Origin of the sequence: Roseovarius nubinhibens ISM (assembly GCF_000152625.1) — a bacterium.
Classification (GTDB): domain Bacteria; phylum Pseudomonadota; class Alphaproteobacteria; order Rhodobacterales; family Rhodobacteraceae; genus Roseovarius; species Roseovarius nubinhibens.
The window spans coordinates 346,026-369,250 of sequence record NZ_CH724156.1 but is presented as its reverse complement, the minus strand read 5'-3'; the positions used below and the strand labels follow the sequence as shown (position 1 = coordinate 369,250).

The 23,225-nt window shown below is 60.1% G+C and carries 20 protein-coding genes; 18 read left to right on the top strand and 2 right to left on the bottom strand.

What is annotated here, in order from left to right:
• The first annotated feature begins 70 nt into the window (after nucleotides 1–70).
• The 8 genes from rplK (at nucleotide 71) to ISM_RS01865 (ending at nucleotide 13,380) form a co-directional block, all read left to right on the top strand.
• Nucleotides 71–496, top strand: coding sequence for a 50S ribosomal protein L11 (gene rplK, locus ISM_RS01895; protein WP_009812409.1), 426 nt, complete (start codon nucleotides 71–73; stop codon nucleotides 494–496).
• A gap of 1 nt (nucleotide 497) precedes the next feature.
• Entirely contained in the window at nucleotides 498–1,196 is a 699-nt protein-coding gene (gene rplA / locus ISM_RS01890; RefSeq protein WP_009812408.1) for a 50S ribosomal protein L1, read from the top strand.
• A gap of 430 nt (nucleotides 1,197–1,626) precedes the next feature.
• Entirely contained in the window at nucleotides 1,627–2,145 is a 519-nt protein-coding gene (gene rplJ / locus ISM_RS01885) for a 50S ribosomal protein L10 (RefSeq protein ID WP_009812407.1), read from the top strand.
• A gap of 73 nt (nucleotides 2,146–2,218) precedes the next feature.
• Nucleotides 2,219–2,599 carry a 50S ribosomal protein L7/L12 gene (gene rplL / locus ISM_RS01880; protein ID WP_009812406.1) on the top strand — a complete coding sequence of 127 codons (381 nt, stop codon included), beginning with the start codon at nucleotides 2,219–2,221 and terminating at the stop codon, nucleotides 2,597–2,599.
• 238 nt (nucleotides 2,600–2,837) lie between these two features.
• On the top strand, nucleotides 2,838–6,974 hold the full coding sequence (gene rpoB, locus ISM_RS01875) for a DNA-directed RNA polymerase subunit beta (protein ID WP_009812405.1): 4,137 nt from the start codon (nucleotides 2,838–2,840) through the stop codon (nucleotides 6,972–6,974).
• Nucleotides 6,975–7,070: 96 nt separating this feature from the next.
• Complete coding sequence (gene rpoC / locus ISM_RS01870) at nucleotides 7,071–11,315, top strand: DNA-directed RNA polymerase subunit beta' (protein ID WP_009812404.1); 4,245 nt, start codon at nucleotides 7,071–7,073, stop codon at nucleotides 11,313–11,315.
• A gap of 285 nt (nucleotides 11,316–11,600) precedes the next feature.
• A complete protein-coding gene (locus ISM_RS18120; protein WP_156783288.1) occupies nucleotides 11,601–12,251 on the top strand; it encodes a hypothetical protein in 651 nt (216 codons plus the stop codon).
• 226 nt (nucleotides 12,252–12,477) lie between these two features.
• Complete coding sequence (locus ISM_RS01865) at nucleotides 12,478–13,380, top strand: DMT family transporter (protein ID WP_009812403.1); 903 nt, start codon at nucleotides 12,478–12,480, stop codon at nucleotides 13,378–13,380.
• Here ISM_RS01865 and ISM_RS01860 read toward each other — a convergent pair.
• On the bottom strand, nucleotides 13,313–14,137 hold the full coding sequence (locus ISM_RS01860; RefSeq protein WP_009812402.1) for a glycosyltransferase: 825 nt from the start codon (nucleotides 14,135–14,137) through the stop codon (nucleotides 13,313–13,315). The genes ISM_RS01865 and ISM_RS01860 overlap by 68 nt on opposite strands.
• A 24-nt stretch (nucleotides 14,138–14,161) precedes the next feature.
• Complete coding sequence (locus ISM_RS01855; RefSeq protein ID WP_009812401.1) at nucleotides 14,162–14,983, bottom strand: putative rhamnosyl transferase; 822 nt, start codon at nucleotides 14,981–14,983, stop codon at nucleotides 14,162–14,164.
• A gap of 377 nt (nucleotides 14,984–15,360) precedes the next feature.
• On the opposite strand from ISM_RS01855, the gene rpsL reads away from it, so the two are divergent.
• The 10 genes from rpsL (at nucleotide 15,361) to rpsS (ending at nucleotide 23,223) form a co-directional block, all read left to right on the top strand.
• Nucleotides 15,361–15,732, top strand: a complete 372-nt coding sequence (gene rpsL, locus ISM_RS01850) for a 30S ribosomal protein S12 (protein WP_005980675.1) — start codon at nucleotides 15,361–15,363, stop codon at nucleotides 15,730–15,732.
• A 12-nt stretch (nucleotides 15,733–15,744) separates the two neighbouring features.
• Nucleotides 15,745–16,215: a 30S ribosomal protein S7 gene (gene rpsG, locus ISM_RS01845; RefSeq protein ID WP_009812400.1), complete on the top strand. Its 471-nt coding sequence runs from the start codon at nucleotides 15,745–15,747 to the stop codon at nucleotides 16,213–16,215.
• A 22-nt stretch (nucleotides 16,216–16,237) separates the two neighbouring features.
• A complete protein-coding gene (gene fusA / locus ISM_RS01840; RefSeq protein WP_009812399.1) occupies nucleotides 16,238–18,355 on the top strand; it encodes an elongation factor G in 2,118 nt (705 codons plus the stop codon).
• A gap of 82 nt (nucleotides 18,356–18,437) precedes the next feature.
• Nucleotides 18,438–19,613, top strand: a complete 1,176-nt coding sequence (gene tuf, locus ISM_RS01835; protein WP_009812398.1) for an elongation factor Tu — start codon at nucleotides 18,438–18,440, stop codon at nucleotides 19,611–19,613.
• A gap of 81 nt (nucleotides 19,614–19,694) precedes the next feature.
• Entirely contained in the window at nucleotides 19,695–20,003 is a 309-nt protein-coding gene (rpsJ, locus tag ISM_RS01830; RefSeq protein WP_009812396.1) for a 30S ribosomal protein S10, read from the top strand.
• A 15-nt stretch (nucleotides 20,004–20,018) separates the two neighbouring features.
• Nucleotides 20,019–20,861, top strand: a complete 843-nt coding sequence (gene rplC, locus ISM_RS01825) for a 50S ribosomal protein L3 (RefSeq protein ID WP_040617769.1) — start codon at nucleotides 20,019–20,021, stop codon at nucleotides 20,859–20,861.
• Complete coding sequence (gene rplD / locus ISM_RS01820) at nucleotides 20,858–21,475, top strand: 50S ribosomal protein L4 (protein WP_009812393.1); 618 nt, start codon at nucleotides 20,858–20,860, stop codon at nucleotides 21,473–21,475. The genes rplC and rplD overlap by 4 nt, the downstream gene beginning before the upstream one ends.
• The gene (locus ISM_RS01815) at nucleotides 21,472–21,768 is read left to right on the top strand and encodes a 50S ribosomal protein L23 (RefSeq protein ID WP_009812392.1); all 297 of its coding nucleotides are present in this window, start codon (nucleotides 21,472–21,474) and stop codon (nucleotides 21,766–21,768) included. The genes rplD and ISM_RS01815 overlap by 4 nt, the downstream gene beginning before the upstream one ends.
• Before the next feature lie 330 nt (nucleotides 21,769–22,098).
• A complete protein-coding gene (gene rplB, locus ISM_RS01810; RefSeq protein ID WP_009812391.1) occupies nucleotides 22,099–22,941 on the top strand; it encodes a 50S ribosomal protein L2 in 843 nt (280 codons plus the stop codon).
• A 3-nt stretch (nucleotides 22,942–22,944) separates the two neighbouring features.
• On the top strand, nucleotides 22,945–23,223 hold the full coding sequence (gene rpsS / locus ISM_RS01805; protein ID WP_009812390.1) for a 30S ribosomal protein S19: 279 nt from the start codon (nucleotides 22,945–22,947) through the stop codon (nucleotides 23,221–23,223).
• Nucleotides 23,224–23,225 lie beyond the last annotated feature (2 nt).

Sequence of the window (23,225 nt, the reverse complement as noted above, 5' to 3'; positions counted from 1 at the left end):
CGCCGGACCGAACCACACAACGCAAGATCCCGAGGGGCGCGCCCTGAGGGAGTTGAAAAGGAGAAGGCCAATGGCCAAGAAGCTCGCAGGCAAGATGAAGCTGCAAGTGCCCGCCGGTCAGGCGAACCCGTCGCCCCCCGTCGGCCCCGCACTGGGTCAGCGCGGCATCAACATCATGGAATTCTGCAAGGCGTTCAACGCCAAGACGCAGGACATGGAGCCCGGTGCGCCGTGCCCGACCGTGATCACCTATTATCAGGACAAGTCCTTTGAAATGGACATCAAGACGCCGCCCGCGTCCTACTACCTGAGAAAAGCCGCCAAGATCAAATCGGGTGCGAAGACCCCCGGTCGTGAAACCGTGGCAAGCGTCACCGCCAAGCAGCTGCGCGAAATCGCAGAAGCCAAGTGGAAAGACCTGAACGCAAACGACGTCGAAGCCGCCATGAAGATCATTCAGGGCAGCGCGCGTTCCATGGGCATCGAGGTGAAGTAAGATGGCAAAACTGGGTAAACGCGCACGCGCCGCACGCGAAGCATTCGCCGGCAAAGAAAACCTGAGCGTCGAAGAGGCGGTTGCACTGGTCAAGGCCAATGCCAAAGCCAAGTTCGACGAAACCATCGAGATCGCTGTCAACCTCGGTGTTGACCCGCGCCACGCAGACCAGATGGTCCGCGGCGTGATCGGCCTGCCGAACGGCACTGGTAAAGACGTCCGCGTGGCGGTCTTTGCCCGTGGCGCGAAAGCGGACGAAGCCAAGGAAGCCGGTGCCGATATCGTTGGTGCCGAAGACCTGATGGAAACCGTGCAAAACGGCACGATCGACTTTGATCGCTGCATTGCCACCCCGGACATGATGCCGATCGTCGGCCGTCTGGGTAAGGTTCTCGGCCCCCGCAACCTGATGCCGAACCCCAAGGTCGGCACCGTGACCATGGATGTCGCGCAGGCTGTCAAAGGCGCCAAGGGCGGTGAAGTGCAGTTCAAGGCCGAGAAAGCCGGTGTTGTGCATGCCGGCGTTGGCAAAGCGTCCTTTGACGAAGCCAAGCTCGTCGAGAACGTGCGCGCCTTCATCAACGCGGTGGCCAAGGCCAAGCCGTCGGGCGCCAAGGGTGCCTATATGAAGAAGATCTCGCTGACCTCGACCATGGGTCCGGGCGTCACCATCGACGTGGCCACCGCCGCGACCGAGTGATCTGATCTTCAGGTGATTTGCGCAGGCCCCCGGAGACGGGGGCCTGTTGCGTTTAAGGGGCATGTTCTGGGCGCTTGTTTTGGCCCTTGTTTTGGGCTGACGCGCCCCTATTTTATGCCAGAGCCCGCCAGAGCGTGGCGGAGAACCAGGATTTTTGCCTGCATTCCGGTTTGCCCCTTCACATTCGGGATAAATACGACTAGATGCACAATTCGTCGGGTTGCCGCGTGTTGCGTGGCAGCCTGATGATTCGTCCAAGACGGTGGGTGGGCCTCGGCCCTTAATCTCCTGCCAGAGACGGGAAACGACAAGATTGGCCGGGGTTATCCTCGGGCGAATTGGCGATGCCCCGTAAATCGGACATGATTGCCGGACGTTTGCGTCCGGTGGAACTGAGCCGGGGGGCAACCCCCATAATTGGAGTGAAACTGTGGATAGAGCCCAGAAAGAGAAAGTGGTCGAGGAACTCGGCCAGATCTTCGAAAGCTCTGGCGTCGTAGTGGTAGCACATTACGAAGGCCTGACAGTTGCCGAGATGCAGGATCTCCGGTCGCGCGCGCGCGAAGCCGAAGCATCCGTTCGTGTCGCCAAGAACAGGCTCGCCAAGATCGCCCTTGACGGAAAGCCCTGCGCAAGCATTGCTGACTATCTTTCGGGCATGACCGTTCTGACCTTTTCGGAAGACCCCGTGGCAGCAGCCAAGGTCGCCGAAGGTTTCGCCAAGGACAACAAGAAGTTTGAAATCCTTGGCGGGGCTATGGGTGAGAACGCTCTGGACCGGGCTGGTGTTGAAGCCGTGTCGAAAATGCCGTCGCGTGAGGAGCTTATTGCTTCGATCGTTGGCTGCATCGCCGCGCCTGCTTCGAACATTGCCGGTGCGATTGGCGCCCCTGCTTCGAACATCGCGAGCATCCTCTCGACTATCGAGGAAAAGGCGGAAGCCGCCTAAGGCAACTGACATGGCCTGCGTAGGGTAACCCCTGACGTTGGAACACAATCTGTAAACGGAAAGAGCTGATACAATGGCTGATCTGAAAAAACTCGCTGAAGAGATCGTTGGTCTGACGCTTCTCGAAGCACAAGAACTGAAAACCATCCTGAAAGACGAATACGGCATCGAGCCCGCTGCTGGCGGCGCTGTGATGGTTGCCGCAGCTGGCGGCGACGCCGGTGGCGCAGCTGCTGAAGAGCAAACCGAATTCGACGTGATCCTGAAATCGGCCGGTGCGTCGAAAATCAACGTGATCAAAGAAGTCCGCGCCATCACCGGCCTGGGCCTCAAAGAAGCCAAAGAGCTCGTCGAAGCTGGCGGCAAAGCCGTCAAAGAGCAAGTCTCGAAAGACGAAGCCGAGGACATCAAAGGCAAGCTGGAAGCAGCTGGCGCCGAGGTGGAACTCAAGTAATCGGCGCCGGGGTGACCCGCAACGATTTCTAAAGGCTGGGTCCGGTTTTCCGGGCTCAGCCGAACCTGTCTCAGAGAGCCCCTGCCGGGGCGGGGGTTCTCTAAGACGAGGTTCTTCGATCGGGAGGCACGTGGTGGGACACGCGCCGGGAATAGATCGAACCCGTTGTCTCTGATGGGTGTGGTGCCGGGGCCCGACGGCAGCTGCACCCAGCGAGAAATGAAAGGTGACCAGACATATGGCTCAGACCTACCTTGGCCAAAAACGTTTGCGCAGATATTTCGGCAAAATCCGTGAAGTCCTCGAGATGCCGAACCTCATCGAGGTGCAGAAATCCTCGTATGATCTTTTCCTGAATTCCGGCGACCAGCCCCAGCCGATGGACGGCGAAGGCATCAAAGGCGTCTTCCAATCGGTCTTCCCGATTTCGGATTTCAACGAGACCAGCGTGATCGAATTCGTCGATTACGAGCTCGAAAAGCCGAAATACGACGTTGAAGAATGTATGCAACGCGACATGACCTACAGCGCGCCTCTCAAGGTGACGCTGCGTCTGATCGTGTTCGATGTGGACGAAGACACCGGGGCCAAATCGGTCAAGGATATCAAGGAACAAGACGTGTTCATGGGCGACATGCCCCTGATGACGCCGAACGGCACCTTCGTGGTCAACGGCACCGAGCGCGTGATCGTCAGCCAGATGCACCGTTCGCCGGGCGTGTTCTTTGACCACGACAAGGGCAAAACCCATTCCTCGGGCAAGCTTCTCTTTGCCTGCCGGATCATCCCCTATCGCGGCTCCTGGCTCGATTTCGAATTCGACGCCAAGGACATCGTCTTTGCCCGTATCGACCGTCGCCGCAAACTGCCGGTGACGACGCTGCTCTATGCGCTGGGCCTCGACCAAGAGGGCATCATGGATGCCTATTACGACACGGTCGAATTCAAGCTGAAGAAGAACAAGGGCTGGGTCACCAAGTTCTTCCCCGAGCGCGTGCGCGGCACCCGTCCGACCTTTGATCTGGTCGACGCCAATACCGGCGAAGTGATTGCCGAAGCCTCCAAGAAAGTCACGCCGCGCGCGGTCAAGAAACTGATCGACGAAGGCCAAGTGACCGAGCTTCTGGTGCCCTTCGAGCATATCGTCGGCAAGTTCGTGGCGCGGGACATCATCAATGAGGAAAACGGCGCGATCTATGTCGAAGCGGGCGACGAGCTGACGCTCGAGCGCGACAAGGATGGCGACATCATTGGCGGCACGCTCAAAGAGCTGATCGATGCCGGTATCACCGATATCCCGGTTCTCGACATCGACAACATCAATGTCGGCCCCTACATGCGCAACACCATGGCGCAGGACAAGAACATGAACCGCGAAAGCGCGCTCATGGACATCTATCGCGTCATGCGTCCGGGCGAGCCGCCCACCGTCGATGCGGCGTCGGCGCTGTTCGACACGCTGTTCTTCGATAGCGAACGCTATGATCTCTCGGCCGTTGGCCGGGTGAAGATGAACATGCGTCTGGCGCTCGACAAGCCGGACACGCAACGGACCCTCGACCGCGAAGACATCGTGGCCTGCATCAAGGCCCTGGTCGAGCTGCGTGACGGCAAGGGCGACATCGACGACATCGACCACCTCGGCAACCGCCGGGTGCGCTCGGTCGGCGAGCTGATGGAAAACCAGTACCGCGTTGGCCTGCTCCGCATGGAGCGCGCGATCAAGGAACGCATGTCGTCGGTCGAGATCGACACGGTGATGCCGCAGGATCTGATCAACGCCAAGCCGGCTGCGGCTGCGGTGCGTGAATTCTTTGGCTCGAGCCAGCTGTCGCAGTTCATGGACCAGACCAACCCTCTCTCGGAAGTGACGCATAAGCGTCGTCTTTCGGCGCTTGGGCCGGGCGGTCTGACCCGTGAGCGTGCCGGCTTTGAGGTGCGTGACGTTCACGCCACCCACTATGGCCGGATGTGCCCGATTGAAACGCCGGAAGGCCCGAACATCGGTCTCATCAACTCGCTGGCGACCTTTGCCCGCGTCAACAAATACGGCTTTATCGAAACGCCCTATCGTCGCGTCGTGGACGGTCAGGTGACGGATAATGTGCAATACATGTCTGCCACCGAAGAGCAGCGTCACGTTGTGGCGCAGGCCAACGCGAATATCGACGAAACCGGCCGCTTCGTGAACGAGATGGTCAACACCCGTCAGGCAGGCGAATACACGCTGTCGCCGATCGAGAATGTTGACCTGATCGACGTGAGCCCGAAACAGCTTGTGTCGGTTGCGGCCTCGCTCATCCCGTTCCTTGAAAACGACGACGCCAACCGCGCCCTGATGGGCTCGAACATGATGCGTCAGGCGCTGCCGCTGCTGCAGGCAGAGGCGCCGCTTGTCGGGACCGGGATCGAGGGCGTCGTGGCCCGCGATTCGGGCGCGGCCATCATGGCGAAACGCGCCGGGATCATCGACCAGGTCGATGCCCAGCGTATCGTTGTGCGCGCCACCGAGGATCTCGAGCCGGGCGATCCGGGCGTCGACATCTATCGTCTGCGCAAGTTCCAGCGGTCGAACCAGAACAGCTGTATCAACCAGAAGCCTCTGGTGAAGGTGGGTGACACCGTGATCAAGGGCGAAGTTGTCGCCGATGGTCCGGCCACCGATATGGGCGAACTGGCCGTCGGTCGGAACGTGGTCGTCGCGTTCATGCCGTGGAATGGCTATAACTTCGAAGACTCGATCCTGATCTCGGAGCGCATGGCGCGTGATGACGTCTTTACCTCGGTGCATATCGAGGAATTCGAAGTCGCGGCCCGTGACACCAAGCTTGGGCCGGAAGAGATCACCCGCGATATCCCGAACGTCGGCGAGGAAGCCCTGCGCAACCTCGACGAGGCGGGCATCGTCTATATCGGCGCCGATGTGGAGCCGGGCGATATCCTCGTGGGTAAGATCACGCCGAAGGGCGAAAGCCCGATGACACCGGAAGAAAAGCTTCTGCGTGCCATCTTCGGCGAGAAAGCCTCGGATGTGCGCGACACCTCGCTGCGCGTCAAGCCGGGCGATTTCGGCACGGTCGTGGAAGTGCGCGTCTTCAACCGCCATGGTGTGGAAAAAGACGAGCGTGCGCTGCAGATCGAGCGTGAGGAAGTCGAACGTCTGGCCCGTGACCGGGACGACGAGCTGGCGATCCTCGAGCGCAACATCTATGCGCGTCTCAAGTCGATGATCCTTGGCAAGGTCGCGGTCAAAGGCCCGAAAGGCGTCAAGGCGAATTCGGACATCACCGAAGAGCTTCTCGAGACGCTGAGCAAGGGTCAGTGGTGGCAGCTTGCCCTCAAGGACGAGCAGGACGCACAGATCGTCGAGGCCCTGAACGAGCAGTATGAGGCGCAGAAACGCGCGCTCGACGCCCGGTTCGAGGACAAGGTCGAGAAAGTGCGCCGCGGCGATGATCTGCCGCCGGGTGTGATGAAGATGGTCAAAGTCTTCATCGCGGTGAAGCGCAAGCTTCAGCCGGGCGACAAGATGGCCGGTCGTCACGGGAACAAGGGTGTGGTGTCGAAAGTCGTGCCGATGGAGGACATGCCGTTCCTCGCGGATGGGACGCCGGTCGATATCTGCCTCAACCCGCTGGGGGTTCCGAGCCGGATGAACGTCGGTCAGATCCTTGAAACCCACATGGGCTGGGCCGCGCGTGGCTTTGGTGTCCAGATCGACGAAGCGCTGCAGGATTACCGGCGCTCGGGCGACCTGACGCCGGTGCGTGAGGCGATGAAGCTGGCCTATGGTGAAGAGGTCTATGACGAAGGCATCGCAGGCATGGACGAAGGTCAGCTGGTCGAGGCTGCGGGCAATGTGACCCGTGGTGTTCCGATCGCAACGCCGGTCTTCGACGGGGCCAAAGAGGCCGATGTCAACGACGCGCTGCGCCGGGCTGGTTTCGACACCTCGGGTCAGTCGGTCCTGTTTGACGGCCGCTCGGGTGAGCAATTCGCCCGTCCGGTGACGGTGGGTGTCAAATACCTGCTCAAGCTGCACCACCTGGTGGACGACAAGATCCACGCGCGGTCTACCGGGCCCTACAGCCTCGTCACCCAGCAGCCGCTGGGCGGTAAGGCGCAGTTCGGTGGTCAGCGGTTCGGGGAGATGGAAGTCTGGGCTCTCGAAGCCTATGGCGCCGCCTACACCCTGCAGGAAATGCTGACCGTGAAGTCGGATGACGTGGCGGGCCGGACCAAGGTCTATGAATCGATCGTCAAAGGCGAAGATAACTTTGAGGCCGGTGTGCCCGAGAGCTTCAACGTTCTCGTGAAAGAGGTTCGCGGCCTCGGCCTCAACATGGAACTCCTGGATGCGGAGGGTGACGAGTAACGGCGCCACCGGAAACTTGCAAAGTTTCCGGCCCGGTTTCTTGCCCAAGAAACCGGGCCCACGCCGACCCACCGCACGAAATTTGAGGACATCAAAATGAACCAGGAACTGACAAACAACCCGTTCAACCCGAACGCGCCCGCACAGGTTTTCGATGAAATCCGTGTGAGCCTGGCCAGCCCTGAGCGTATTCTCAGCTGGTCCTACGGTGAGATCAAAAAGCCGGAAACCATCAACTACCGCACGTTCAAGCCCGAGCGTGACGGTCTGTTCTGTGCGCGTATCTTTGGCCCGATCAAGGATTACGAATGCCTCTGCGGCAAATATAAGCGCATGAAATATCGCGGCGTCGTCTGCGAGAAATGCGGTGTGGAAGTCACGCTGCAGAAGGTCCGCCGCGAGCGTATGGGCCATATCGAACTGGCCGCGCCCTGCGCCCATATCTGGTTCCTCAAGTCGCTGCCGTCGCGCATCGGCCTGATGCTGGACATGACGCTGCGCGATCTCGAGCGTGTGCTCTACTTTGAGAACTATGTGGTGATCGAGCCGGGTCTCACCGACCTGACCTATGGCCAAATGCTCTCGGAAGAAGAGTTCATGGACGCCCAGGACGCCTATGGCGCCGATGCGTTCACCGCCAATATCGGTGCCGAAGCCATTCGTGACATGCTGGCCCAGATCGACCTCGAAGCCGAGGCCGAGCAGCTGCGTGCGGATCTCGCCGAAGCCACTGGCGAGCTCAAGCCCAAGAAGATCATCAAGCGTCTGAAAGTGGTCGAGAGCTTCCTCGAGAGCGGCAACCGTCCCGAGTGGATGGTGATGACGGTAATTCCGGTGATCCCGCCAGAACTGCGCCCGCTGGTGCCGCTGGATGGGGGCCGTTTCGCGACGTCCGACCTCAACGACCTGTATCGCCGGGTGATCAACCGGAACAACCGTCTCAAGCGGCTGATCGAGCTGCGTGCGCCCGATATCATCGTGCGCAACGAAAAGCGGATGCTGCAGGAATCGGTCGATGCGCTGTTCGACAACGGCCGTCGTGGCCGCGTGATCACCGGCGCCAACAAGCGCCCGCTGAAATCGCTGTCGGACATGCTCAAAGGCAAGCAGGGTCGTTTCCGTCAGAACCTTTTGGGTAAGCGCGTCGACTTCTCGGGTCGTTCGGTCATTGTGACCGGTCCCGAGCTCAAGCTGCATCAGTGCGGTCTGCCGAAGAAAATGGCGCTCGAGCTGTTCAAGCCCTTCATCTATTCGCGGCTCGAGGCCAAAGGTCTCAGCAGCACGGTGAAACAGGCGAAGAAGCTGGTGGAGAAGGAACGTCCCGAGGTTTGGGATATTCTCGATGAGGTGATCCGTGAGCACCCCGTCATGCTCAACCGGGCGCCGACGCTGCACCGTCTGGGTATCCAGGCGTTCGAACCCACGCTGATCGAAGGTAAGGCGATCCAGCTGCACCCGCTGGTCTGCTCGGCCTTCAATGCTGACTTTGACGGCGACCAGATGGCCGTTCACGTGCCGCTGAGCCTTGAGGCCCAGCTCGAGGCGCGGGTTCTGATGATGTCGACGAACAACGTTCTGTCGCCGGCCAACGGTGCGCCGATCATCGTCCCGTCGCAGGATATGATCCTTGGTCTCTATTATGCCTCGCTGCAACGCGAAGGCATGAAGGGCGAGGGCATGTCGTTTGCGTCGATCGACGAGGTTCAGCACGCGCTGGACGCGGGCGAAGTGCATCTGCACGCCAAGGTCACCGCGCGGGTTCCGCAGATCGATGCCGAGGGCAACGAGTTCATCACCCGTATCGAGACCACGCCGGGCCGGGTCCGTCTGGGCGCGCTTCTGCCGAAGAACGCCAAGGCACCGTTCAGCCTCGTCAACCGTCTGCTGCGCAAGAAAGAAGTGCAGCAGGTCATCGATACCGTCTACCGCTATTGCGGTCAGAAGGAATCGGTCATCTTCTGTGACCAGATCATGGCGATGGGGTTCCGCGAAGCGTTCAAGGCGGGCATTTCGTTCGGTAAGGACGACATGGTCATTCCCGATGACAAGTGGAGCATCGTCAACGAGACGCGCGAGCAGGTCAAAGGCTTTGAACAGCAGTACATGGACGGCCTGATCACTCAGGGCGAAAAGTACAACAAGGTGGTCGATGCATGGTCGAAATGTAACGACCATGTCACCGAAGCCATGATGGGCACGATCTCGGCGTCGAAAACCGACGAGAACGGTGTCGAGCTCGAGCCGAACTCGGTCTATATGATGGCCCACTCCGGTGCGCGTGGCTCGGTCACGCAGATGAAGCAGCTGGGCGGGATGCGCGGCCTGATGGCGAAGCCGAATGGCGACATCATCGAGACGCCGATCATCTCGAACTTCAAGGAAGGTCTGACCGTTCTTGAATACTTCAACTCGACCCACGGGGCGCGGAAAGGTCTGTCGGATACGGCTCTGAAAACCGCGAACTCGGGCTATCTGACCCGTCGTCTGGTGGACGTGGCGCAGGACTGCATCGTGCGCGAGCATGATTGCGGCACCGACCGCGCGATCACCGCAGAGCCGGCGGTCAATGACGGCGAAGTCGTGGCGAGCCTTGGCGAGCGTGTTCTGGGCCGTGTTGCGGCCGAGGATATCCTCAAGCCGGGGACCGAAGAGGTCATCGTGGCCGAAGGCCAGCTCATCGACGAGCTCACCGCTGATGCGATCGAGGAGGCCGCGGTGCAATCCGCGCGCATCCGCAGCCCGCTCACCTGTGAGGCCGAGGATGGCGTCTGCGCCATGTGCTATGGTCGTGACCTGGCGCGCGGCACGATGGTCAACGAAGGCGAAGCGGTGGGCATCATCGCGGCGCAGTCGATCGGGGAACCCGGGACACAGCTGACGATGCGGACCTTCCACATCGGGGGCGTTGCGCAGGGTGGCCAACAGTCGTTCCTGGAAGCAAGCCAGGAAGGCACGGTCGCGTTCGAGAGCGCCACAACGCTCGAGAACTCGCTCGGTGAGACGCTGGTCATGGGGCGGAACATGAAGCTCAAGATCATGGGCGATGGCGAGCGTGAGCTGGCCAGCCACAAGATCGGCTATGGCTCGCGCCTGCATGTCACCGAAGGGCAGAAAGTGTCCCGCGGCGACAAGCTCTTCGAATGGGATCCCTATACCCTGCCGATCATCGCCGAGAAGTCGGGTACCGCGAAATTCGTGGACCTGGTGACCGGTGTGGCCGTGCGTGACGAAACCGATGACGCGACCGGTATGACCCAGAAGATCGTGGTCGACTGGCGTGCGGCCCCCAAGGGCAATGAGCTCAAGCCTGAGATCATCGTCATGGGTGAGGATGGCGAGCCGGTCCGCAACGAGGCGGGCAACCCGGTGACCTATCCGATGTCGGTGGATGCGATCCTCTCGATCGAGGATGGTGATCCGATCAAGGCGGGTGACGTCGTGGCGCGTATTCCGCGTGAAGGCGCCAAGACCAAGGACATCACCGGTGGTCTGCCGCGTGTGGCCGAACTCTTTGAGGCACGTCGCCCCAAGGATCACGCCATCATCGCGGAAATCGACGGCTATGTTCGCTATGGTCGCGACTACAAGAACAAGCGTCGGATCAGCATCGAACCGGCCGACGAGACCATGGAAACCGTCGAGTACATGGTGCCCAAGGGCAAGCACATTCCTGTTCAGGAAGGTGACTATGTCCAGAAGGGTGACTACATCATGGACGGCAACCCGGCGCCGCATGACATCCTGTCCATCATGGGTGTCGAAGCGCTGGCGGATTACATGATCGACGAGGTCCAGGACGTCTATCGTCTGCAAGGCGTGAAGATCAACGACAAGCATATCGAAGTGATCGTGCGCCAGATGCTCCAGAAGTGGGAAATCCTCGACAGCGGGGACACCACGCTTCTGAAAGGCGAGCATGTGGACAAGGCCGAGTTCGACGCGGCCAACCAGAAGGCGCTCGACCGGGGCAAACGTCCGGCTCAGGGCGAGCCGATCCTGCTCGGGATCACCAAGGCGTCGCTGCAGACCCGCAGCTTCATCTCGGCGGCCTCGTTCCAGGAAACGACCCGCGTGCTTACCGAGGCTTCGGTTCAGGGCAAGCGCGACAAGCTGGTTGGTCTGAAAGAGAACGTCATCGTTGGCCGGTTGATCCCGGCGGGCACCGGTGGTGCGACGCAAGAGATGCGTCACATCGCGCAGGGCCGCGACAATGTCGTGATCGAAGCGCGTCGCGAGGAGGCCGAAGCGGCCGCCGCGCTGGCCGCTCCGGTTCAGGAAGACGTGGTCGGTGGCGATGCGTTCGACAATCTGGTGGAAACGCCGGAAAGCCGCGACAGCTGATCCAAGCGATCTGAAAAACACGGGGCCTCGCCACATCGGCGGGGCCCTTTCTTTTTGTGGGTAGACCTGCGCTGTCGCAGGGCGGGTTATGGCGAGACGGGGATACGGGAAGGGCCAAGGCCACCAGTCAAAGGGTCTTGAAGGGTGGCGATTTCGTCTGCCGAACACTCTGCTGGAGCCTATGAAATCGACGGTAGGGTTTCCCATACTTCTTCACGTGGTTCACCAACTATACACTGTTTTCACTTCAGGTGTCGGGGTGTCTGTACTGAGTTGGGTTTGTTAATGATGACATTGAAAAATGTTCTGATCTGCTGTGCTCTCGTGCTGGTCTGGCCGCAGCTGGGGTTAGCCCAAAATTCCGATGAAGATATTTGGTCGGAATGCCGCGAGACGAATAGCTGTAAAATTGACTACGACCGTCTGGCCAATCAAAAAACTGATCCGTTTATGTTTCTCGGGAAAGCGGTGCATGCCAAACATCCGAAATGGAAGAATTTCCGAAGAAGCTTGCGACGATATCCGGATGTCAGGGATTGCCTGATCAAAGATGAACGGACGGCGGAAACTCCGAACTTACTGCATTTCGATTGGCAGCGTGTTGGGACAGGTAACAATGCAGCGGTGTGCGTGTTTAGGATAGCTGCCAGTCTCGGCTCGGTTGAACGTACGCAGGCTTGGCTTTCCTACCAAGGCTTTAGGTTTGGCAAATTTGGTCGGATGGTTTCGGAGAGCTATCAGCCCGCTTACCGGAGATTTCCAATTTACAATCTCACAGCGAGTTGGAGTGCGGAACAATATCGTGAGGTGACGTCCTCTTGGTTTGCCGCACTCACCGGGTATGACCTGATCTCCAGCTATACGTTGGTGTTGAGTTTCGACCAATTTAAAAGAATTGCGGAAGTTTCGGTGAGCACACGTTCGAAACTCAATTAGATATCGGAATGCTGCCCGGGTGTTGTCGGGACACGATCGGATGCGCGGTGCCGCTTGTTTGATCCCGTCTAGATCCACCGCAGGGAGCTGGCAGACCCGGCCTTGCCGGTATCCAGTTCGCGCGACCTTATTGAGATAGATCAGACCAAGTTGCGCTGAGGTACAATTCGTACCTTGCCACTGGCGGCGTTTGCTTTGAGAAATGACGCGAGGGCAGGAGGACGCCATGGCCATTTCCGACAATCTGAAAGGGGCGCTGTTGATGATGGCGTCGATGGCCGCCTTTACCATCAACGACATGTTCATGAAGATGATGACCGGGCAGGTGCCTGTGGTGCAGCTCATCTTTCTGCGGGGCGCGCTGACCACGACGGCGGTGAGCCTGCTGGCGTGGCGGATGGGGGCGTTCAGCGGGCGGATCGCGCCGCGGGACCGGGTGTTTGTGGCGCTGCGCACGGGCGCAGAGATCTGCGCCACCTATTTCTTTCTCACCGCGCTCAGCCATATGCCGCTCGCCAATATCACGGCGATCCTGCAGGCGCTGCCCTTGGTGCTGGCGCTGGCGGCGGCGCTGTTTCTGGGCGAAGGCTTTGGCTGGAAGCGGTTGGTGGCCATTGTCATCGGCTTTATCGGCGTGATGCTCATCGTGCGGCCCGGGGCGGAAGGGTTCACGATCTATTCGATCTACGGGCTGATTGCCGTCTGTTTCGTCACGGTGCGCGATCTCTCGACGCGCCGGTTGTCACGTGAGACGCCCTCGATGCTGGTGACGTGGGTGACGACGGTGGCGATCACGCTGGTCTATGGGGTGGTCAGCACGGGGGTTGACTGGGCGCCGATCAGCGGGCGCGAGGCGCTGCTGCTGACGCTGACCTCTGGATCGATCTTCTGTGGCTATCTGTTTTCGATCATGGTGATGCGGGTGGGAGAGATATCCTTTACCGCGCCGTTCAGATACACTGGGCTGCTCTGGGCGCTGGCGCTGGGCTGGTTTGCCTTTGGCGAATGGCCGGCGCCTCTGACGCTCCTCGGGGCGGGGATCGTGGCCGCCAGTGGCGTGTTCACGATTTACCGCGAAGCGCGGACAGGTCGGCGAACACCTCTGCAATATGGTCCTCGGATACGTTGAACCGGGTTTTGAACAGCTCTTTTTGCGCCTCGTCCGCCGGGACCAGATTGCGCGGCTGAAACTTGTCGCCGGAATCATTGTCGTCATGTTTCGACCGCAGATACATCGGCGGCGCGGGCTGGATCATCATCGGCATCACCTGATGCAGCTTGTGGTGGCCGAAGTTCATCACCGTCTTGCTGTCCTTGGCGGGGAAATAGACCGCCAGCCCGCAGGACAGGAAATGACCGAACTCGGCGCGCACGGCGAGGCCGGTGTCTGACAGTTTGACGCTGAACCCGTTGTTGAAATCAAAGGCCATGCGCCCGGTTTCACGGTGGAACCGGCCGCTGCGGCGGAGCGCAAACCGGGCCTGTTGCACAAAGTCGATGCCGATGGCGTCGTCGTCGTCGATGCGAAACTGCAGCGAGGGCTGATCGGTGTCGCCGAGCTCGGCCTTGATGGCAAGCTCGAGCGCGGTGCGGTGTTTGATCGGCGGGGTCGGCACGATCTTGAGCTGGGGCAGGGGGGCGGTGATCTGGTGCAGCCGGTCGAGCCAATGTTTCGGCATGTTCTCCCCGATGATGACCAGCACGGTGAAGTCGGGGTTGGTCTGGGCCTTGAGCGAGGGCAGGGTCAGGCTCTCGAAATGCCAAAAGCGCAGCGCCATGCGCGCGTCGTCATAGAGATAGGCCTCGCGTTCCTCGAGGCTGTCGTGCATCCGGCGAAACCCGCCATGGGCCGGGTAGGAGAAGCGGCAGACACCGATCACGCGCATGATGGCGCCCCGGTGCGGCTGTGGCTATCGGCGATGGACGGCACGGATATGGTCTTGGTCAATGTTGAATACCTGTTTCAAATGTCGGGCGTCTTCCTCGGTGACGCGGGGCACGCGGACGGGCTTGATCCCGTCTTTTTGTCGAGAGTCATTATACTCATTATGGCCGCGGATATACATATCCTCTCCGGTGACGCTCAGCACCGGCATCACGCGGGTCAGTTTGGCATGGCTGAAATTCATGATGCCGCGCGAGGCGTGCGGCGAGACGGCCATCGCCAGCGCCGGGGTCCAGAGCGTTTCGACACAGGGTTTGGCGCGCAGGCCCTTGGCGTCGATCCGGGCGATATAGCCCTGGTTGAAATCAATGCCGACATAGCGGTTGCGGGCGATGACGCCTGACAGATCCTGGGCCACTTCGCGCAGCCGTTTGACGAAATGGATGCTGACCGCGTCGTCATCATCCATGCGGAATTGCAAGGAGGGCAGGCCGGTCGGCTGGCGCAGCTCTTGCAGGATTTCCTTCATCACCGGCCGGTGGCGTTTTGGCGGGCGGGCGATGATCACCGCCTGCGGGATATCGGCCAGAAGCGCCTCGAGCCGGGCGCGATGCTGGTCAGGAAAGGAGGTGCCGATCACCACGCCGAAGGTGAAGTTCTTATCGCTCTGGGCGCGCAGTGGCGGCAGGGTGATCGTCTCGAACATGCGAAACCGTTCGTCGAGCCGGGTGGGGTCGTAGAGAAAGGCCTCGCGTTCGGCGATGGTTTCATGTTCCACCTGAAACCCGCCGAGGGCCGGGTAGGAAAACCGGCAAAGCCCGATCACCTGCATATCACGACTGTTCATTGCGACCGCTCTGATTGTTCCTGCTCGACCATCGTCGACAATAATGACAAGAACAAGATCATACCGCGACGGGGTGAGGAGAAGAATGGGGGCTGGGAGAAGTGGGGCGTGCTGTTGACAAGCCTTCCGACTCCCCCTATACGCGCCCCATCCAGGTACTGGGGGGTCGCCCTCAATGCCTATATCAAAATTCTAGTGGACAAGATCCGGGCACTTTTATCGCCCCGATCCTCTGGGAACCCACCGCGTCGTTTACCTCGGAATGGAAACGATTGCGGCATTTGTGCTTGCGGACGCGTTAAGTGCAGAAACTGAAACCGCATAGGGCCCATGGCCTGGTGCAAACACATGTGTTGAGAGACGGGAAAGAGACCGGAATGCCAACGATCCAACAGCTGATCCGCAAGCCGCGGCAGCCCAAAGTTAAGCGCTCGAAGTCGATGCACCTCGAGCAGTGCCCCCAGAAACGCGGCGTCTGCACGCGAGTCTATACCACGACCCCGAAAAAGCCGAACTCGGCCATGCGGAAGGTCGCCAAGGTGCGCCTGACCAACGGCTACGAGGTGATCAGCTACATTCCGGGTGAGAGCCACAACCTGCAGGAACACTCGGTTGTTCTGATCCGCGGCGGCCGTGTAAAAGACCTTCCCGGTGTGCGCTATCACATCCTTCGTGGTGTTCTGGATACCCAGGGCGTCAAAGACCGTAAGCAGCGTCGTTCGAAATACGGCGCCAAGCGTCCTAAGTAAGAGGAATCTGAGATGTCTCGTCGTCACGCTGCTGAAAAACGCGAAGTCCTGCCCGACGCCAAGTTTGGTGACCGGGTTCTGACGAAATTCATGAACAACCTGATGATCGACGGTAAGAAATCGGTCGCCGAAAAGATCGTCTACAACGCGCTCGATCGCGTTGAAGGCAAGATCAAGCGCGCCCCCGTCGAAGTCTTCCACGAAGCCCTGGACAACATCAAACCGTCGGTCGAGGTTCGCTCGCGCCGTGTGGGTGGTGCCACCTACCAGGTTCCCGTCGAAGTGCGCCCCGAGCGCCGTGAGGCGCTGGCGATCCGCTGGCTGATCACCGCCAGCCGCGCCCGCAACGAGAACACGATGGAAGAGCGCCTCGCCGGTGAGCTGCTTGACGCCGTTCAATCGCGCGGTTCCGCTGTCAAGAAACGCGAAGATACCCACAAGATGGCCGAAGCGAACAAAGCTTTCAGCCATTACCGCTGGTAAGTCCGGAGAGGAACTAACACCCATGGCACGCGATTATCCGCTCGAACGGTACCGCAACTTCGGTATCATGGCCCATATCGACGCAGGCAAGACCACCTGCTCGGAACGTATCCTGTTTTACACCGGCAAATCCCACAACATCGGTGAGGTGCATGATGGCGCCGCCACCATGGACTGGATGGAGCAGGAGCAGGAACGCGGGATCACCATCACCTCGGCTGCGACCACCACCTTCTGGGAACGCACCGAAGACGGCGAGACCCCCGACACGCCCAAGCACCGGATGAACATCATCGACACCCCCGGCCACGTGGACTTCACCATCGAAGTCGAACGTTCGCTGGCGGTTCTCGACGGTGCGGTTGCTGTTCTCGACGCCAACGCCGGCGTTGAGCCCCAGACCGAAACCGTGTGGCGTCAGGCTGACCGCTACAAAGTTCCGCGTATCGTCTTCGTCAACAAGATGGACAAGATCGGCGCGGACTTCTTCAACTGCGTTCACATGATCAAAGACCGCACCGGCGCGACCCCCGTGCCCGTGGCGATCCCGATCGGCGCAGAGAACGAGCTCGAAGGTCTGCTGGACCTCGTGACCATGGAAGAGTGGCTGTGGCAGGGTGAAGACCTCGGCGCGAGCTGGGTCAAGGCCCCGATCCGCGACAGCCTCAAGGACATGGCCGAAGAATGGCGTGGCAAGCTCATCGAGAACGCCGTCGAAATGGACGACGCCGCGATGGAAGCCTATCTCGAAGGCGAAGAGCCCGACGTCCCGACGCTCCGCAAGCTGGTCCGCAAGGGCACGCTGTCGCTGAGCTTCGTGCCGGTTCTCGGTGGCTCGGCCTTCAAGAACAAAGGCGTTCAGCCGCTTCTCAACGCAGTGATCGACTATCTGCCCAGCCCGCTGGACGTGGTCGACTACATGGGCTTCAAACCCGGCGATGAAGAAGAAGTTCGGAACATCCCGCGTCGTGCAGACGATGCGATGCCGTTCTCGGGCCTGGCCTTCAAGATTATGAACGACCCCTTCGTGGGCTCGCTGACCTTCACGCGCATCTACTCGGGCGTGCTGAACAAAGGCGACACCGTTCTGAACTCGACCAAAGGCAAGAAAGAGCGCATCGGTCGTATGATGATGATGCACTCGAACAACCGTGAAGAGATCGAAGAAGCCTTTGCAGGCGACATCATCGCGCTGGCGGGTCTGAAAGACACCACCACCGGTGACACTCTGTCGGACGTGAAAGAGCCCGTGGTTCTCGAAACCATGACCTTCCCCGATCCGGTGATCGAGATCGCGGTCGAGCCGAAAACCAAGAACGACCAAGAGAAAATGTCTCAAGGTCTGCAGCGTCTGGCGGCCGAAGACCCCTCCTTCCGTGTGGAAACTGACATCGAAAGCGGTCAGACCATCATGAAAGGCATGGGCGAACTTCACCTCGACATTCTCGTCGATCGTCTGAAGCGCGAGTTCAAGGTCGAAGCCAACATCGGTGCCCCCCAGGTGGCCTATCGCGAGACCATCGGTCACGAGATCGAGCACACCTACACCCACAAGAAACAGTCGGGTGGTTCGGGTCAGTTCGCCGAAGTCAAAATGGTCATTTCGCCCACAGAGGCCGGTGAAGGTTACTCCTTCGAGAGCCGCATCGTCGGTGGTTCGGTGCCGAAGGAATACATCCCCGGTGTCGAAAAAGGGATCGAGAGCGTCATGGACAGCGGTCCGCTCGCGGGCTTCCCCGTGATCGACTTCAAGGTCGCGCTGATCGACGGTAAGTTCCACGATGTGGACTCTTCGGTCATGGCCTTCGAGATTGCCGCACGTATGTGCATGCGTGAAGGTCTCCGCAAAGCGGGCGCCAAGCTGCTCGAGCCGATCATGAAGGTCGAAGTTGTCACGCCGGAAGAATACACCGGTGGCATCATCGGCGACCTGACCTCGCGTCGCGGTCAAGTGTCGGGCCAAGAGCCGCGCGGCAACGCCATCGCGATCAACGCGAACGTTCCGCTGGCGAACATGTTCGGCTACATCAACACCCTGCGTTCGATGTCCTCGGGCCGCGCGCAGTTCACGATGCAGTTCTCGCATTACGATCCGGTTCCGTCGAACATCTCGGAAGAGATTCAGGCGAAATACGCATAATCCGGGTGGCGGGGTCAGCCCCGCCCTACCCAACCTGTAGGGTGGGCGCCGCCCACCACCTGAAAAGACAAAGGAGGCCATCATGGCAAAGGAAAAGTTTGACCGCACGAAACCGCATGTGAACATCGGCACGATTGGTCACGTTGACCACGGCAAGACGACGCTGACCGCTGCGATCACGAAGTATTTCGGCGACTTCAAAGCGTATGACCAGATCGACGGCGCGCCCGAAGAGAAGGCCCGCGGGATCACCATCTCGACCGCACACGTGGAATACGAGACCGACACCCGTCACTACGCCCACGTCGACTGCCCCGGCCACGCTGACTATGTGAAGAACATGATCACCGGTGCGGCGCAGATGGACGGCGCGATCCTGGTTGTGAACGCAGCCGACGGCCCGATGCCCCAGACCCGCGAGCACATCCTGCTCGGCCGTCAGGTGGGCATCCCCTACATGGTCGTGTTCATGAACAAGGTTGACCAGGTCGACGACGAGGAACTGCTCGAGTTGGTGGAAATGGAAATCCGCGAACTGCTGAGCTCCTACGACTACCCGGGCGACGACATTCCGATCATCGCGGGTTCGGCCTTGGCGGCGATGGAAGGCAACAACCCGGAAATCGGCGAAGAGAAAATCCGTGAGCTGATGGCGGCTGTGGACGAGTACATCCCGACCCCGGCACGTGCCGTGGATCAGCCCTTCCTGATGCCGGTCGAAGACGTGTTCTCGATCTCGGGTCGCGGTACGGTTGTGACCGGTCGTGTGGAACGTGGTGTGATCAACGTGGGCGACGAGATCGAAATCGTCGGCATCCGCGACACGCAGAAAACCACCTGCACGGGTGTTGAGATGTTCCGCAAGCTGCTCGACCGTGGGGAAGCTGGCGACAACATCGGCGCCCTGCTGCGCGGCATCGACCGTGAAGGCGTCGAGCGTGGTCAGGTTCTGTGTAAGCCGGGTTCGGTGACACCGCACACCAAGTTCGAAGCTGAGGCCTACATCCTCACCAAGGACGAAGGTGGCCGTCACACGCCGTTCTTCGCGAACTACCGTCCGCAGTTCTACTTCCGTACGACGGACGTGACCGGGACCGTGAACCTGCCGTCGGGCACCGAGATGGTGATGCCGGGCGACAACCTGAAATTCGAAGTTGAGCTGATCGCGCCGATCGCTATGGAAGACGGTCTGCGCTTCGCCATCCGTGAAGGCGGTCGTACCGTCGGCGCTGGCGTCGTCTCGAAAATCATCGAATAAGAAAACCCTCTGGGTTCGACGAGGGAGGCCGGGTGGTCCGGCCTTCCTCCTATCAACTCCAACGCCGCGAAAGGCTAAAAAATGCAAAGCCAAAACATTCGCATTCGGCTGAAGGCATTCGATTACCGCGTACTGGATGCCAGCACGCAGGAGATCGTTAACACCGCGAAGCGCACTGGCGCGAACGTGCGTGGCCCGATCCCGCTGCCGAACAAGATCGAGAAATTCACCGTTCTGCGTGGTCCCCACGTGAACAAGAAATCTCGCGATCAGTTCGAGATCCGGACGCACAAGCGTCTTCTCGACATCGTAGACCCGACCCCGCAGACCGTGGACGCGCTGATGAAGCTCGACCTGGCCGCTGGCGTCGACGTCCAGATTTCGGTCTAAGGAGGGCAGTTCGTTATGTTGCGCTCTGGTGTTATCGCAAAGAAAGTCGGCATGACCCGGCTTTTCATGGAAGACGGCAAGCAGATCCCTGTGACCGTTCTCCAACTGGACAAACTGCAGGTGGTTGCCCAGCGTACCCCCGAAGCCCATGGCTATTCGGCGGTTCAGCTCGGTGCTGGCTCGATCAAGGCAAAACGCGTGAGCAAAGCCATGCGCGGTCACTTCTCGATCGCCAAGGTGGAGCCCAAGCGCAAGATCGCGGAATTCCGCGTCGCGCCTGAGAACCTGATCAACGTGGGCGAAGAGATCACGGCCGACCATTACTTCGAAGGTCAGTTCGTGGACGTTTCGGGCACCTCGATCGGTAAAGGTTTTGCCGGTGCCATGAAACGGCACAACTTTGGTGGTCTGCGCGCCACGCACGGTGTTTCGATCAGCCACCGGTCGCATGGTTCGACCGGTCAGTGTCAAGACCCGGGCCGCGTCTTCAAAGGCAAGAAAATGGCCGGTCACATGGGTGCTGCCCGTGTCACCACCCAGAACCTGCAAGTGGTCAAAACCGACGCCGACCGTGGCCTGATCATGGTCAAAGGCGCCGTGCCGGGCTCCAAAGGTGGTTGGGTGACGGTCAAGGACGCAGTCAAGAAACCGTTCCCCGAGAACGCGATCCTGCCTGCTGCTCTGAAATCCGCCGCTGAAGAAGCCGCGAAAGCCGCTGAAGAAGCCGCTGCAGCCGCAGCCGCCGAAGCAGAAGCCGCCGCAAAGGCCGCAGCTGAAGAGCAGGCCGCACAGGAAGCCGCAGCACTGAACGAGGCCGAGGCCGACATTCAGGCTGAGAAGAAGGAAGGCGAAGAATGAAACTCGACGTGATCAAACTGGACGGCGGCAAAGCCGGCTCGGTCGATCTGGGCGAAGACATCTTCGGCCTGGAACCGCGTGCCGACATCCTGCACCGTGTGGTCCGCTGGCAGCGTAACAAAGCGCAGCAAGGCACCCACAAGGTCAAGACGCGGTCGGAAACCAGCTACTCGACCAAGAAGATCTACCGCCAGAAGGGCACCGGTGGCGCACGCCATGGTGACCGGAACGCGCCGATCTTCCGCAAAGGTGGTATCTACAAGGGCCCGACGCCGCGCAGCCATGCGCATGATCTGCCCAAGAAGGTCCGCATGCTGGGTCTCAAGCACGCGCTGAGCGCCAAGGTCAAAGCTGGCGAGCTGGTCATCATCGAGGCAGCGGATTCCGCTGGCAAAACCTCGGCTCTGGCCAAGCAAGTCAAGGATCTGGGTTGGAAACGCGCCCTGATCATCGACGGTGCCGAAGTGAACGCAGAGTTCGCCAAGGCCGCGCGCAACATCGAAGGTCTCGATGTGCTGCCGTCGATGGGCGCAAATGTCTATGACATCCTCAAGCGTGACACGCTCGTGCTCACCAAAGCGGGTGTCGAAGCACTGGAGGCTCGTCTGAAATGAGCGCGAAAGCAGAACATTACGACGTGATCCGCAAGCCGATCATCACCGAGAAGGCCACCATGGCCTCGGAAAACGGTGCGGTTGTGTTTGAAGTGGACATCGACAGCTCGAAGCCGCAGATCAAAGAGGCCGTTGAGGCGCTCTTTGGTGTCAAGGTCAAGGCCGTCAACACCACGATCGCAAAAGGCAAGACCAAGCGTTTCAAGGGGCAACCCGGCAAGCGCAAGGACATCAAGAAAGCCTATGTGACGCTCGAAGAGGGCAACACGATCGACGTCTCCACCGGCCTCTGATCGGCCCGGAGTGACATCTTAGGCCCCGGCTGTGCAAACGGCCGGGGCCTTTCTGTTTCGCCCCTCGCGTGACCGGATCTGACGGCGCGGGGCCTTGGGTAGGGCAGGGGGGAATGCAGGGGGCCGATTTATTGGGCAAGTCCCTTGACCTTGGGGGCGGTGTCGCCTAAACGAGCCCATCGGCAAAGCCCCGGATTCGTCCGGGGCTGTGCGTTTGTTCGCAAGAGCATCTAACCGGGCACCTACGGGGGCCTATAGACCAGGCCACCTTCGGGGGGCTGTAAACATAGGCAGGCAAGACCTGCCGTTAGCTAACGGAAGACAGAAAGCATGGCACTCAAGTCGTATAAGCCAACGACGCCGGGCCAGCGCGGGCTGGTGCTGATCGACCGTTCGGAGCTGTGGAAAGGACGCCCCGTCAAAGCCCTCACCGAGGGTCTGACGAAATCGGGTGGCCGGAACAACACCGGACGTATCACATCGCGTCGTCGCGGTGGTGGGGCGAAACGCCTCTACCGGATCGTAGACTTCAAACGGAATAAATTCGACGTGGCGGCAACCGTCGAGCGGATCGAATATGACCCGAACCGGACCGCCTTTATCGCGCTGGTGAAATATGAGGACGGCGAACAAGCCTATATCCTCGCACCTCAGCGTCTGGCCGTGGGCGACAAAGTGTACGCCGGCGCCAAGGTCGACATCAAGCCGGGCAACGCAATGCCGTTCTCGGGCATGCCGATCGGTACCATCGTTCACAACATCGAACTGAAACCCGGCAAGGGCGGCCAGATCGCACGCGCCGCGGGCACCTATGCCCAGTTCGTTGGTCGTGATGGTGGCTACGCTCAGATCCGTCTGAGCTCGGGCGAGCTTCGCATGGTGCGTCAGGAATGCATGGCCACCGTCGGTGCCGTGTCGAACCCCGACAACTCGAACCAGAACTACGGCAAAGCCGGTCGTATGCGCCACAAGGGCATCCGTCCGAGCGTCCGTGGTGTCGTCATGAACCCGATCGACCACCCCCATGGTGGTGGTGAGGGCCGTACCTCGGGTGGTCGTCACCCGGTGACGCCCTGGGGTAAGCCGACCAAGGGTGCCCGCACCCGCAACAAGAACAAGGCGTCGCAGAAGCTCATTATCCGCTCGCGCCACGCCAAGAAGAAGGGCCGTTAACACATGGCACGTTCTGTATGGAAAGGCCCCTTCGTTGATGCCTACGTCCTGAAAAAGGCCGAGGCAGCACGCGAGTCGGGCCGCAATGAAGTCATCAAAATCTGGTCGCGTCGTTCGACGATCCTGCCCCAATTCGTGGGTCTGACGTTCGGCGTTTACAATGGTCAAAAACATGTGCCGGTCAACGTGACCGAGGACATGATCGGTCAGAAGTTCGGTGAGTATTCGCCGACCCGTACCTACTACGGGCATGCGGCCGACAAGAAAGCGAAGCGGAAGTAAGT